Annotated in this window: 11 protein-coding genes and 1 pseudogene; 5 read left to right on the top strand and 7 right to left on the bottom strand. The window is 66.9% G+C overall.

Features of this window, described 5'->3' with window-relative positions; translation table 11 throughout:
* Positions 1-6: 6 nt before the first annotated feature.
* Positions 7-759, top strand: coding sequence for an iron-containing redox enzyme family protein (locus VNN77_13050; protein ID HXG52316.1), 753 nt, complete (start codon positions 7-9; stop codon positions 757-759).
* Between the two features lie 38 nt (positions 760-797).
* On the top strand, positions 798-1,844 hold the full coding sequence (locus VNN77_13045) for a GntG family PLP-dependent aldolase (GenBank protein ID HXG52315.1): 1,047 nt from the start codon (positions 798-800) through the stop codon (positions 1,842-1,844).
* Positions 1,845-1,855: 11 nt separating this feature from the next.
* Here VNN77_13045 and VNN77_13040 read toward each other — a convergent pair whose 3' ends face one another.
* Positions 1,856-2,773 carry an amidohydrolase family protein gene (locus tag VNN77_13040; protein ID HXG52314.1) on the bottom strand — a complete coding sequence of 306 codons (918 nt, stop codon included), beginning with the start codon at positions 2,771-2,773 and terminating at the stop codon, positions 1,856-1,858.
* Positions 2,774-2,802: 29 nt separating this feature from the next.
* Here VNN77_13040 and VNN77_13035 point away from each other — a divergent pair.
* A pseudogene (locus VNN77_13035) lies at positions 2,803-3,432 on the top strand (stage II sporulation protein M).
* A 26-nt stretch (positions 3,433-3,458) separates the two neighbouring features.
* Here the strand turns inward: VNN77_13035 and sugE are convergent.
* From sugE to VNN77_13005, 6 genes are all read right to left on the bottom strand, one after another.
* Entirely contained in the window at positions 3,459-3,776 is a 318-nt protein-coding gene (sugE, locus tag VNN77_13030; protein HXG52313.1) for a quaternary ammonium compound efflux SMR transporter SugE, read from the bottom strand.
* Positions 3,777-3,784: 8 nt separating this feature from the next.
* Complete coding sequence (locus VNN77_13025; GenBank protein HXG52312.1) at positions 3,785-4,417, bottom strand: ABC-type transport auxiliary lipoprotein family protein; 633 nt, start codon at positions 4,415-4,417, stop codon at positions 3,785-3,787.
* Position 4,418: 1 nt separating this feature from the next.
* Positions 4,419-5,342, bottom strand: a complete 924-nt coding sequence (locus VNN77_13020) for an MlaD family protein (GenBank protein ID HXG52311.1) — start codon at positions 5,340-5,342, stop codon at positions 4,419-4,421.
* Positions 5,327-6,115 carry an ATP-binding cassette domain-containing protein gene (locus VNN77_13015; protein HXG52310.1) on the bottom strand — a complete coding sequence of 263 codons (789 nt, stop codon included), beginning with the start codon at positions 6,113-6,115 and terminating at the stop codon, positions 5,327-5,329. The genes VNN77_13020 and VNN77_13015 overlap by 16 nt, the downstream gene beginning before the upstream one ends.
* Positions 6,116-6,120: 5 nt before the next feature.
* Positions 6,121-7,260 carry an MlaE family lipid ABC transporter permease subunit gene (locus tag VNN77_13010; protein ID HXG52309.1) on the bottom strand — a complete coding sequence of 380 codons (1,140 nt, stop codon included), beginning with the start codon at positions 7,258-7,260 and terminating at the stop codon, positions 6,121-6,123.
* Between the two features lie 132 nt (positions 7,261-7,392).
* Positions 7,393-8,880, bottom strand: coding sequence for a M48 family metalloprotease (locus VNN77_13005; GenBank protein HXG52308.1), 1,488 nt, complete (start codon positions 8,878-8,880; stop codon positions 7,393-7,395).
* Between the two features lie 668 nt (positions 8,881-9,548).
* On the opposite strand from VNN77_13005, the gene VNN77_13000 reads away from it, so the two are divergent.
* Both VNN77_13000 and mdoH read left to right on the top strand, forming a co-directional pair.
* On the top strand, positions 9,549-11,021 hold the full coding sequence (locus VNN77_13000) for a glucan biosynthesis protein G (protein HXG52307.1): 1,473 nt from the start codon (positions 9,549-9,551) through the stop codon (positions 11,019-11,021).
* A gap of 21 nt (positions 11,022-11,042) precedes the next feature.
* Positions 11,043-13,463: a glucans biosynthesis glucosyltransferase MdoH gene (mdoH, locus tag VNN77_12995; GenBank protein HXG52306.1), complete on the top strand. Its 2,421-nt coding sequence runs from the start codon at positions 11,043-11,045 to the stop codon at positions 13,461-13,463.
* Positions 13,464-13,467: the final 4 nt, after the last annotated feature.

Here is a 13,467-nt window from a genome sequence, read left to right as displayed (position 1 = left end):
GGAGTTATGACCGCTTTGCTACAGCCGGACGAGCTGATCGAGGATCTCCAGCGGGCGCTGCGGGAGCGCCACCCGCGGGTTCATCCCGTCCGCCAGCTGCTGCTTTCGGGCAGGCTCACGCGAGAGCAGCTGCAAGCGTGGGCGATGAACCAGTTCCACGAGTTCCGCAACATCCATCGCTTCTTCGGCATCCGTTATCAAAAGTGCCCGGTTCCCGAGCTGCGTCGCATGCTGCTCGAGAACATGGTCGAGGAGGAAGGCGAGGACCTCTTCGGCGGCAAGTATCCGAGCCACCGGGAGCTCTGGGTCCGGTTCGCCGAAGGGCTGGGAATCGCGCGCGACGACATCCTGAGCTACGAGCCTCTGCCGGCCGTCCGGGCGGCTCTCGAGATGTACGTTTCGCTGGTCCAGCAGAGCCACTGGGCGGTGGCGATCGGCACGGGCCTGGTCTTCGAGGGCGGGGGGCCGCAGCGCATGCGCGAGGAGCGCGAGGCGTTGGAGCGCCACTATCCGTGGATTCCCAGGGAGAGCCTGGATTTCTTCCGGGCGCACGAGTACCACGACGAGGGACACGGGCGCATGGTCATCGACGTGATCCGGCGCTATTGCATGGAGCCGCACCTGCAGCACGAGATGCGCGAGGCGGTGCGGCAGCGGGCCGACATCATGTGGCTGCAGAACGACGCGATCTACAACGCGTTCGTCCGGCCGTCGCTCGCGCAGGAGGTCATCCGGGAGATCGAAGACGGCGTGCGTTAGCGACCGGCCGCCGCGGGGCCCGGGCTCCGGAGGGGAGTATGGGCGAGAAAGTGATCGACTTGCGAAGCGACACGGTGACCAGGCCGTCGCCGGCGATGCGGCGCGCCATGGCGGAAGCCGAGGTTGGCGACGACGTCTACCTCGAAGACCCGACGGTGAACCGCCTCCAGGCGCGCGCCGCGGAGATCTTCGGCCGCGAGGCGGGGCTGTTCGTGCCGTCCGGATCGATGGGAAACCTCGTCTGTCTCATGGCACAGACCACGCGCGGGCAGGAGGTGATCTGCGAAGCCGCCGGGCACGTCTACAACTACGAGATGGCTTCGATGTCGGCGATCGCCGGCGTGCTGCCCCGGGTCGTCGCCGGGGAGGACGGCATCCTCACGTGGGAGCGGATCGCGCCGGCGATCCGGGAGAAGGCCTATTACCGGCCGCAGACCGCCCTGGTGGCGCTCGAGAACACGCACAACATGGCCGGAGGGACAGTCTATCCGACTCCGCTCGTGCACGAAATCTGCGATCGCGCTCACGAGGCCGGGCTCCGGGTGCACCTCGACGGGGCGCGCATCTTCAACGCCGCCGTCTATCTAGGCGAGGACGTGGCCGAGATGACGCGCAAGTGCGATTCCGTTCAGTTCTGCCTGAGCAAAGGCCTCGGCGCGCCGGTCGGCTCCATGATCGTCGGGTCGCGCGACTTCATCGAGCGCTGCCGCGTGCTGCGCAAGATGCTCGGCGGCGGGATGCGCCAGGTCGGCGTGCTCGCCGCGGCCGGTCTGGTGGCGCTCGAAGAGGGGCCCAAGCGGCTGCACATCGATCACGAGAACGCGCGGGCGCTCGCCGCCGGCCTGGCGCGGCTGCCGCGCATCCGCATCGACGAGCGTAAAGTCCAGACCAACATCGTGCTCTACGACGTGGGCGAGACCGGGCTCACCGCTGCGGAGTTCCTCGCGCGGCTCGCCGAGCGCAGGGTTCTCGGCGGCCCCGTCGATCGCACGCGGGTGCGCATGGTGACGCACCTCGACGTCGATCGCGAGGATATCGAGCGGGCGTTGCAGGCGATCGCCGAAGTCGCCGCCGCCGGCTGGTAGGAGAACGCCGCTCAGACCGCCAGGCGAAGCAACCGGGCCGCGTTGCCGCCGAGAATCTTTTGCTTGTCGCTTTCCGCAATGCGGAGCCGCCGCACCGTATCCACGGCCCGGGCGAGCGGGAGCGGGACCGGCGGAGAGTCGCTGCCGAATACCACGTGATCGACGCCGACCGTATCGATAGCGCACTGCACGGCGGGGGGGTGATAGCAGACCGTGTCGAAGTAGAGCTGCTCGATATAAGAGGCGGGGGGACGGGTCATCACGTCGGGCTCCCACGGCCCGAAGGTCGAATCTTTTCTCAGCTCGTATCCGAAGCCGTAGCGCCCCGGCAGCATCGGGAGCGCGCCCCCCACGTGAGCGCAAACCATCTTCAGGTTCGGAAAGCGCTCGAAGCCGCCGCTGAAGATGAAGCGCGTGAGCGACAGCGTGGTGTCGAACGGACGGCCGAGCATCTCCGGCAGCCTGAAGATCTCCATCTTCTCGTTGCCGATCGTGAACTTCGGCGGATGCACGAAGAGCGGCACGTCCAGCTCGGACACCAGGGCGAAAAACGGCTCGGCGCGCGGCGAGTCGAGGTATTCCCCGTTGACGCTGGAATTGATCATGATGCCCTTCAGCCGGTACTGCTTGATCGCCCGCTCGGTCTCCTTGAGAATCTCGCCGTCGTCGAACGGCACCGAGCAGGCGAGGCCGAGGAGTCGCCTGGGGTGCCTGGAGGTCAGCTCCGCGGCGTGCTCGTTGAACTCCTTGACCACACGCAGCGGATCGGCGCCCTGCGGCGAGCGGATCCAGTTGTTGCCGAAGACGGTGAGGTCGACCCCGGCCTCGTCCTGCTCGCGAAACAGGCGGTCCAGATCGAAGATCGACGGCGGCGACTTCGGATCGAACCAGCTCTTGGGCATGACGTGGGCGTGGCAATCGATCACCATGGCGGGCCTGTCCTTCGGCCACGAACCATATGGAGCGGGCCGGCTCTTGTCAAGCGGCGGGAGCGGGTGAATTCCCGGGAGCGATCTGCTATCATCGCGGGACCATGCTCCGGCCGGAACAACGCGCTTATCTTCGGCAGCTCCAGCCCCACTTGAAGATCAGCGTCTCGCTGCTGGCGGCGGGCGCGATCATCGGCGCGCTGGCGGCGGCGCACACGCTCGAGTTCGGATCTGCGTTTCGCGAATCGCTCCGGGTCTTCGCCCGGACTCTGGGGGCGCTGCCGAAGCCCGCGCTCGCGCTCGCGATCTTCCTCAACAACGGCCTCAAGACCCTGCTCGTGCTCGTGCTCGGCTTCGCCGGCGCCGTTCTCCCGGTCGGCTTCCTGCTGCTCAACGGCTTCGCGCTGGGCTTCGTCTTCTACGCCTCGATCCAGGCGCGCGGGGTGGCATTGTCGCTGCTCGCGATCGCGCCGCACGGGATCTTCGAGCTTCCCGCGGTTCTGCTCGGCGCCAGCGCCGGCATCCTGATCGGGAGCCGGGCGCTGAAGCGCCTTTTCGGAAGCTTCGAGTCGAGCCTGACGAACGATCTCGGCAACGGCCTCAGGCTCTTCTGGAGCGTGATCGTGCCGTTGCTGCTGCTGGCGGCCCTCGTCGAGGCGTTCGTCACCTCTTTCGTGGTGCGGGGCTACTCGGAGCTCAGCCGCAGGCCGACGATTCCCGCGACGATCAGCGCGATGGACAACCAGCGCCCGGGCGCCGCCGACTCGGAGAAGAGCAGCATGCCCAGCATTGCGGTGCCCGCGGCGCCGATCCCCGTCCAGACGGCGTAGGCGGTCCCCACCGGAATCGCCTTCACGGCCAGCGCCAGAAAATAAAAGCTTGCGGCCATCGCCGCCACGGTCGCGACGGACGGCCACGGCCGCGCGAAGCCGTCGCTGTATTTGAGGCCGATCGCCCAGCAGACCTCCAGGATGCCGGCGATCACGAGATAAGCCCACGCCACGGCTGCGTTCAGCGTCTCTGCGAAGCGGCCGCCTTCGCCCACTCGGCGAGCGCCAGCAGCCAGCGGTTGACGGCCCGGTTGCTCGCGATGACCGCCCCGTAGGCGTCGCCGGTTTCGGCCTCCTCGACCAGCTCGAAACGTCGGGAGGCGACGATGGCGCGCTCCGACGGCGCCACCAGCTCGGCGCGAAAGGCGAGCCGCACCCGGCTCGGTGTGGGAAAGAATTCCTGCTGCCATTGCAGGATCTCCGCGTCGAGCCGATAGTCCGCGCGCAACCCGCTTTCCGCGTGCGTGACCGTGGTCCAGCAGTTGGTCCGCTCGAGGGCCTGGATCACGAGAGGCAGAAGCTGGCGCGCGGGGTCCTCCACCCACTGGCTGTAGGCGTAGTATTTCACCTCGTGCGGCCGCAGGAGGTATGCGATCCCGTTGGAGGCTACTGCGGCTTCGTCGCGCAGCGCGCTCACGACCAGGACGCCGGCGGGAGACGGGCACTGCGGCCACGACACCGGGTTGGCGCCGTCAAGGGCGAGCCGGTAACGGCTGGTCGGGCGATTCGGTGCCTCGGGAAAAACCGCGCAGGCCGAGACCCAGGCGACGGCCAGGGTGAGCGCAACGATCCGGCGGATTTCGGGCGACCCCATCCTATTCCCCCGGCCCCGGCGGGGGCGGCCGGCGGCCGAAGAGGAGCGACCTCGGATTTTGCTCCACCTCGCGTGCAATTCGTTGCAGCCGTTCGGTCAGGCGGCGCAGATCGGCGACGAGAACGCCGGTCTCTGCCAGCGTCTCGTTGGTGAAGCGCCGGACGTCTTCCCGGCTCCCCGCAACCATCGCGTCCACCGTTTTGCCGGTCCGGCCGATCTGCTCCGCCATCTCCTCGAGCGCGCCGACCGCACGCGACACGCGCGCGACCAGGGCCGGAAGCTCGGCCGTGACCTCGCGAGCGCTCTCGAGCGTCCGGTCCGCGCTGGCGAAGAGCTGCCCGAGCTGCTTTTCGCGCTCCTTCAGGCCGGCGGCCAGATGGCCGACATCCCGGACGATCTGCCTGAGCGACCGGCGACCCTCCTCGTCGGTCAGCTCGGCCATACTCTCGGCGACCCGGTTGAGGTTTGCGAGCAGCGTGGAGGCCGACTGATCCAGCCGCATGAACAGCGACGGCCGCGTCCGGATCACTGGAACGTCCTCGCCGGGCCGCGCCTCCAGCAGCGGAGCCTCGCGCGTCCCGCCGGAAAGCTCGACGAACGCCAAACCGGTCAATCCCTGGCTGCCCAGCGTCGCCACGGTATCTTCCTTGATCGGGGCGCCGGCGTCGATCTCGAGGGTGAGCCGGACCCGTTCGGGATCCTGCGGGTCGAGCCGGATCTCCTTCACCCTGCCGACGTTGACTCCTTTATATTTCACCGCCGCGTTTTCGTTCAATCCCGACACCGACTCCCGAAAATAAGCCCGATAATCCCGGTAGCGAACCTGCGGCCCTTTTTTCACCAGCCACAGGACGATGACGATCAGCACCGCTCCGAAGACCAGAACGAAGGCGCCGACCAGGGTGTAGCTTACCTTTGGTTCCATGCCTGCTCCCGCGCCGCGCGGCCGCGGACGCCGCGAAAGTATTCCGCCACCGCCGGGTGGTCCGACCGCGACAGCTCCTCCATCGTGCCGACCTGAAGGATTCTCCCGTCGCCGAGAACGCCGACGCGGTCCGCGACCTGCCAGAGCGAATCCAGATCGTGGGTCACCATCACTACCGTGAGGCCCAGAATCGATTTCAGCTGCCGGATCAGCTCGTCCAGCGCCGACGCGCTGGCAGGGTCCAGGCCGGCCGTGGGCTCGTCGAGAAAAATCAGCTCCGGATCCAGCGCAATGGCCCGGGCCAGAGCCGCCCGCTTGAGCATGCCTCCGCTCAGCTCGCTCGGGTACTTGTGAACGCTGTCGCGCGGAAAGCGTACCCAGTCGAGCTTGATCGCCACTATCTCGCGAATGAAGTCCGCGCTCAAGCGGGTATGCTCCCGGAGCGGCACGGCGATGTTCTCCGCCACCGTCAGAGCGCTGAACAACGCGCCGTGCTGGAAGAGCACGCCGATGCGACGCTTGAGATCGAGCGCATCCGTCTCGTGCAGTGTCGTCACCTCGCGGCCCAGCAGCCGGATCGACCCGGCGTCCGGCCGGCGCAGCATGATGATCTCGCGCAGCAGCATGGACTTGCCGCTGCCGCTGGCGCCGACCACTGCGAAGATCTCGCCGCGGTACACCGTCAGGCTGATGCGATCGTGAACCACGGCGGCGCCGAAGCGGGTGCTGACGTCCCGGACCTCCACGACCGCTTCCCGTCCGTTCGAATCCATGGCCGTTACGCGAAGAGCCCGATCCCCATCCAGCTGAGGAGGATCGAAAAGAGCGCGTCGAAGACGATCACGAGAAAAATGGCCTGAACGACGCTGATCGTGGTATGGCGGCCGACGCTTTCGGCGCTGCCGCTCACCCGAAATCCCTGGTAGCACCCGATCATCGCGATGATGAACGCGAAGACGGGGGCTTTGCCGACGCCGATCAGATAATTGGTGAGGGAGATGACGCTCTTGAAGCGGTCGAGGAACACGTCGAAAGGGACGTTCAGCTGCGTGCTGGCCACGACCATTCCGCCGAGCACGCCGGTCACGTCGGCGAACGCCGTCAGCAGCGGCAGCGCCAGCGCGAGCGCGAGCACCTTCGGGACGACAAGCAGCTCCAGCGGCCCGATTCCCAGCGTGTGCAGCGCGTCGACCTCTTCGGTCACTTCCATCGTACCGATCTGCGCCGTGTAAGCGGAGCCGGAGCGGCCGGCGACGATGATCGCGGTGATCACCGGGGCGATCTCCCGGAGCATGGCGATTCCCACGAACTCGACGATGAAGACGTTCGCCCCGTACGGCCGCAGCTGCACCGCCGCCTGATACGCGATGACGATTCCCATCAGGAACGAAAGCAAACCCACGATCGGAATCGCCTCCAGTCCGCCGGCCTTGAGGTTGTAAAAAAACGCCTGCCAGCGCATCCGGTGCGGCGCAACGGCGAGCCGCGCCAGCACCAGCATGCTCTGTCCGAGGAACGAGAGAAAGCCGAAGGCCTGGGCCTGAATCTCCCACGCGAGGCGGCCCAGGCTTTCGACGAGACCCGCTTTCCGCCTGCCGGCCGCGGTATCCTCCGGCGAGCCGTTGCGCGACACCCAGCGGATCAGCTCGTCGAACTCCGGACGGAGGCCGCGAAGCTCCACGCGCGCGCCGCGTTGCTCCAAACGGCGAATCGAGCGGCGCACGAGCCAGGCTCCCGCTGTGTCCATCGCGGTGATCCCGCCCATCTCCCAGATCTGCCCGCCGGCGGCGGGCGGCCGCAGCGCGGCGACCCGGCGCTCCAGCTCCGGCACGTTGCCCGCCTTCCACGCGCCGGAGCAGCGGACCGTCCCGTCGGCTCCCTGCGACAGGGTCGCACTCTCGGATGAATGGGATGCCATGAGTTTCGACCGGCGCTCGGCATCGGCCGGATGACGCTCCGTTGGCCGGACGCCGAAGGCCGGAAGGCGCAGGCCCGCTCCATCATACAACATCGCGCGGCGGATTCCATTCGACGGGGCGGCCGCCGGGGATCAAAAGGAACGGGGAAACTTCAGCACCGTGCCGGGCTCGATCATTTGGTCGAGCCGCACCTGGTTCAGAATGGCGAGATCCTCCGGGGTCATTTCGCCGGGAGCGCCCCGGGGGATCAAGGCGCGAAACCGTGCCGGGCGGGAGACGCGCAGCGTTGCGAGGCGCACGGGTTGGCGGCTCAGCATGGCCGGGTCTCGCAGCTCTCCGAAGCCCTCCATCGTCCGCAGGAATACGCCCCGGAACGCGCCGAAAGCTTCCGGAGAGGTATAGCCGACGAAATGGTAGACGTTTCCGCCGAACTCGACGAAATAAGCGAGCAGCCTCGCGACCCGCCCGTTCTGCATCTTCGCATCCGCCAGCAGGGCGACGGCGGGAAGCCCGTTCGAGCGCGCTCGGCGGTTGTCGAGAACACGCAGTCCGCCTTGCCGGGCGAATCGCGCAGCGGCCGCCTCGGGCGATTTTTCAGGGGATGACGCAAAGCCGAGGATCGCGCGCCTGGCGCCTTCGACCATGATCACCTGTGCAGGCTGGTTCACGACGCGGAAGCCACGCGGGACGGGAAAGCGAAAGCGCAGATCCGGATGGTAAAAGACGTCGCGCTCGACGAACCCGTGTCGCGGATCTTCCCCCAACACCATGCCGTCGATCGCGTCGAAGTACCGGCCGTCCCGCGGGCGCTCGCTCCGCCGGCCGCTGCTCCACTGCCGGATTCGGGCGATCCTGTCTCCTGGATTGGGGTGCGTCGACAGAAAATTGGGCAGCCCCTGACCTTCCTTCTCCTGCATTCGATCGAGGGATTCAAAGAGTCCCGTGACCGCGGTCGGGTCGTATCCGGCGAGCGAGGTGTACTCCACGCCGAGGCGGTCCGCCTCCAGCTCGTCCTCGCGGCTGTAGCGGAGAAAGATCAGCTGCGCCGCGGCTCCTCCGAGGTTGAGAATCTGTTCTGCGGGCAGGCCGACGATCTGGCCGATGAGCGCGCCTCCCAGGAGAAGCCCCTGTCCGAGCTGTTGCTGCCACGCCTGGCGCGACGCATGGCGGGCGCTCACGTGGCCGATTTCGTGCGCCAGAACCGAGGCGAGCTGATCCTCGCTGTTCAAGTGAGCGAGCATTCCGCGGGTGACGTAGATGTGCCCTCCGGGAAGCGCCATGGCGTTGATCACGGGGCTGTCGAGGATCTGGAAGGTGACCGGGGTGTTGCGAATCTCGGGGTCCGTTTCCGGCCGCCGGAGATGGCTTCGCGCCAGGACCCGTCGTCCGACTTCCTCGACATAGCGTTCGAGCCCCGGGTCGCGATAGAGGCCGAAGGCCGCGGCCACCTCCTTGCTCGCCTTGCGGCCGAGATTGACCTCCTGCTCCCAGCTGTAGCCGAGATAACGCTTTTCCCCCGTGGCGGGTATGACGCCGGTCGTACAGCCGGCGTAGAGCAGGATCGGGAGAAGGAAAAGGAACGCGGGAAACCACCCCTTGCGGATCAAATCCTGCCGCATCGCGACGAGCGTGCCCCTCCTGTGCCCTCAGGTGCGCCTTCATTCTGTAGAGGATTTCCGGCCGCTTGTCCAGGCGGATCGAGAGGCGCCGTGCCGCACGGCGCTGTTCCTTTGCGCGAAATCGTGCGCAGCGCCTCAAAAGCCGCACTTCTCGCAGCGCGGTGGGAAGTCGAGCGCGCCGGCTTCGGGATCGCTTCCGCGCCTCCCCTGGCCATTCCCGCAACGACTCGAGCGGCGGGCGGAAGACCTCCTCTCCCTTTGCCGCGCTCCGGCTCCGAAGCTCGGTTCTTTCGGCAGTGGAGAAATCTCGACGGACTCCGCGAGGATCGCCGCGGCCGTAACCGGATTGCGTCACACGTTCCGCCTGTCCCGGTTGTTGTTCCGTCAGGACCGAGTCAGCGCGACCGCTCCCGATTTCGCGGATTTTCCCTCCGTGCCTGTAGGGCAACCCCTGCATCGAGGGTGCCGTAGCGCCGCCCGCCGCAACACAAGAACCATGTTTCGGTAGCTTACCCGGCCTCCCGCCGATGGCATGGGGCTTGCCCGTACGCAAAAAGGACTTATCTTTTATGGCGTCCAATTCTCCTGAAGCCGCCAGCCGGCCGCAACGGCGCTGGAGTTCCGGCTTCGCTTTTTTTCACGCAGTGATCAGGAAACGCGCGTCCTGCTTGAGCCTGGCGCTCTTTCTCCTTGCGCCCCCTGCGTTCGGCAACGCCCGTTTCGGCTTCGACGAGGTGTCGCGGATCGCCCGGAAGCTTGCCGCGGAGGCGTTCCGGCCGCCGCAGCAGATCCCCGATTTCCTGAAGCAGGTGACCTACGACGAGTACCGCGACATTCGTTTCCGGACCGAGCACTCGTTGTGGCGCGATTCCGGGGGAAATTTTCAGATCCAGTTCATCCACCCCGGCCTCTATTACACCCACAGCGTGGGCATCAACGTCCTGAACGAAAACGGCGTCTACAAGGTGCCGTTTTCCCCGAAGCTTTTCGACTACGGCCGCAATAAATTCGGCAGCCGCGTTCCCGTCGACCTCGGGTTTGCCGGCTTTCGCATCACTTACCCGTTCTACAGACGGAGCGAGCAGAATCACGTGCTGGTGTTCGCCGGCGCCAGTTATTTTCGCGCAGTGGCGAGGCATCAGGTCTTCGGGCTTTCCGCCCGCGGCCTGGCGATCGATACCGGACTTCCGACCGGCGAGGAATTTCCCAGTTTCAGGGAATTCTGGATCGAGCGCCCGGCCAGGTCGGCGCAGCGAATCCGCCTCTACGCCTTGCTCGACAGCCCGAGCCTCGCGGGAGCTTACGAATTCGTGTTACGGCCCGGCGATCGAACCGTCGTCGAGGTGCGGGGGCGTCTCTTCGAGCGCAGGCGGGTGCGCGAGCTGGGAATCGCCCCTCTGACCAGCATGTTCCTTTTCGGGGAAGAGAAGGCGCGGACCGGCGACTGGCGTCCCGAGGTCCACGACTCCGACGGCTTGCTGATCGCCTCCAGCACGGGCGAGTGGATCTGGAGGCCGCTCGTGAACCCGGAACGATTGCGCGTGAGCTATTTCCACGTCGACAACCCGCGCGGCTTCGGGCTGCTCCAGCGTGACCGGCGATTCCAGAGCTACGAGGACCTCGAAACCCGTCCCGAGCTGCGCCCCAACGCCTGGATCAAGCCGATCGGCAACTGGGGATCCGGATACGTCAAGCTCGTCGAGATTCCGAGCCCGAAGGAAATCAACGACAACATCGTCGCCTACTGGATCCCGAAGTCTCTGCCGCAGGTGGGCCAGCCGATCGACTTCGCCTATCGCATCCAGTTCCAGAGCGAGGACCCGCTGGAACCGTCTTCCGGCCGGGCCACCGCCACGCGTATCGGCAGAGGCGACCGGGAGGATCTGCTGCGTTTCGTCGTCGATTTCGACGGCGGGAAACTGCGGGCGCTTTCAGCGGGCGCTCCGGTTCGGGCGGTCATCAGCGTCGGAGCCGACGGCCAGCTCGTCCAGCAGAACGTCTTCAAGAACCCGGTCACGCGCGGCTGGCGAGCGGCGTTTCAAATCAGGCCGCCCGGCGACAAGCCGCTCGAGCTCCGCGCGTTCCTGCAAAACGGCGGCGACACGCTGACCGAGACCTGGGCGTACCGGGTCGATCCATAGTTCAAGGAGAAGCAGGGGTTCATGGGCAGTTCGGACAGCCGCAACCGGTCGGACAATCTCGGAGTGTGGCGTGACGGCCGTGCGGCCGAACGCTGGCTCCGCTGTCACGGGGATTCGCGCCGGACCGGCATCGAGCCATGGTCGCTCACGAGCGACGGCCAGCGCCACGGCGAACCGCACTCCGGGGAGCGAAGGAAACCCAGGCCGATCTCGATGCCGGCGATCCACCGGATATCGATTTCCCCGCCCCGGATGGAGAGAAACCCGATCCGGCGCCTGTGGCGCGCGCTCGCCCGTGCGACGCTCCGAACGCCGTTGGAGAAGCCGGCGGCGCCGGAGGCGAGACCCCACTGGCAGCGGCGCGTCCGGCGCCGGCGGGCCATGCTGGCGCTTCTGATCTCATCGCAGACGGTTCTCGCCAGCTGGTCGCTGACGCAGACCTTTCCCTATCCATGGCTCGACCGATCCGAGCTGATGCTCGTTACGCTTTTCGGTGTTCTGTTCTCCTGGATCTCGCTCGGCTTCTGGACGGCCGTTGCCGGCTTCGCCACGCTGTGGAAACACGGCACCCGGACGGTGACGGCGGGGCTCGAGCGCGGGAGCGAGCGGGCTCCGCTGCGCTCGCGAACGGCGGTTCTGATGCCGATTTGCAACGAAAACGTGGAGCGCGTTTTCGCGGGCCTGGAAGCCGTCTATCGCTCGCTCGAAGCCACGGGAGAGATCGACCGCTTCGACTTTTTCGTGCTCAGTGACACCTCGGATCCGGACATCCAGGTGGAGGAAGAGCTCGCCTGGGCCCGTGCGTGCCGCCGACTGGGAGCTTCCGGCCGCCTTTTCTACCGGCACCGCAGGGCCAGGATCAAGCGGAAGAGCGGCAACATCGCGGATTTCCTGCGCCGCTGGGGAAGGGATTACGACTACATGGCGGTCCTCGACGCGGACAGCGTGATGAGCGGCGAGACCATCGTCCGCATGGCGCGGACGATGGAGCGCAACCCGCGCGTCGGCATTCTCCAGTCGCTGCCCGCTACCGTTAACCGGGAATCGCTCTTCGCCCGCGTCCAGCAGTTCGCCAACCGGGCGTACGGGCCGATGCTCGCAGCCGGCCTTTATTTCTGGCAGCTCGGCGAAAGCTGCTATTGGGGCCACAACGCGATCCTGCGCATCGCGCCGTTCATCGCTCACTGCGGCCTGCCGCGCCTGCCGGGAAAGCCTCCGCTCGGCGGGGAAATCCTGAGCCACGACTTCGTCGAGGCCGCGCTGATCGGCCGTGGGGGCTGGGAAGTGTGGCTTTTCTGCGAGCCGTCCGGTAGCTACGAGGAAACGCCCCCCACATTGCTCGACGAGCTGAAGCGCGACCGGCGGTGGTGCCAGGGAAACCTGCAGCACCTGAAATTGCTGGCGGGCGACGGAATCCGGGGCGGACATCGCGACGTCTTCCTCATGGGCGTGATGTCCTACGTTTCGGCGCTGCTGTGGTTCCTGTTTCTCGTGCTGTGCACCGCCGAAATCACCGCCGACGCGCTCCTGCCGCCCAGCTACTTCTCGCCGCAGCCCGCGTTGTTTCCGCTCTGGCCCCGGTGGAATCCGCAGTGGGCGATCGCGCTGGTCGGCACGACCGCCGTGCTCCTGCTGCTCCCGAAGCTCCTCGCCCTCGCGCTGATCGTCCGGCAGCGCCGCGCCGATCTTTTCGGGGGAGCCGCGGCGCTTTGCGCCAGCGTGGCGCTGGAGATCGTGATCTCGATGATGCTCGCGCCGGTCCGGATGTGGTTCCACAGCAAGTTCGTCGTCGCCACGCTCCTCGGTCGCCGGATCGCGTGGGGGAGCCAGCGGCGCGAGGACTGCGAGATCGGCTGGGGGGAAGCCCTCCGCTACCACGGGACGTCGATGCTCTTTTCCCTTCTCTGGATCGGCATCGTGACGCGGGTAAATACGCTCTATGGCTGGTGGCTCGCGCCCGTAGCGGCCTCGCTGTTGCTCTCGGCGACGCTCTCCGTCTATTCGAGCCGCGTCGCCCTGGGCCGCCGCTTCAGGCGCTGGCGCCTGTTCGTGATTCCCGAAGAATCGGCGCCGCCGCCCGTTCTGCTCGACCTCGAGAAGACTCTGGCGGAGCTGCAAGCGCAGCGGGCCGATGCCCGCGGATTCGCCCGTGCCGTCATGGATCCGTACGCCAACGCCCTTCACCTCCGTCTTCGCGGCCGGGCGGGAAGCGTTCCGCGGCCGCTGAATCGGGGACTGCTGTCGAAAGCGCTCAGGCTGGGACTGGAGACGCTTACCGCGGCCGAGAAAAGAAGGCTGCTTTGCGACCCGGGGAGCATGCGCGCCCTGCACGCGCTCTTCACCGGCCGCCACGGTCGACGCCGCCCGCCGGGAGCTTCGGTGCTTGCGGCGCGGGCCAGCGCGAGCGCTCCGTCCGGGGAGGGCGACAAGCTCGCCGGGTGAGAGG

This window comes from Candidatus Zixiibacteriota bacterium (assembly GCA_035574315.1).
GTDB lineage: Bacteria > Desulfobacterota > Binatia > UBA9968 > UBA9968 > DATLYW01.
Note: the sequence above shows the minus strand (reverse complement) of the source record. Positions and strands in the feature narration are given on the sequence as shown.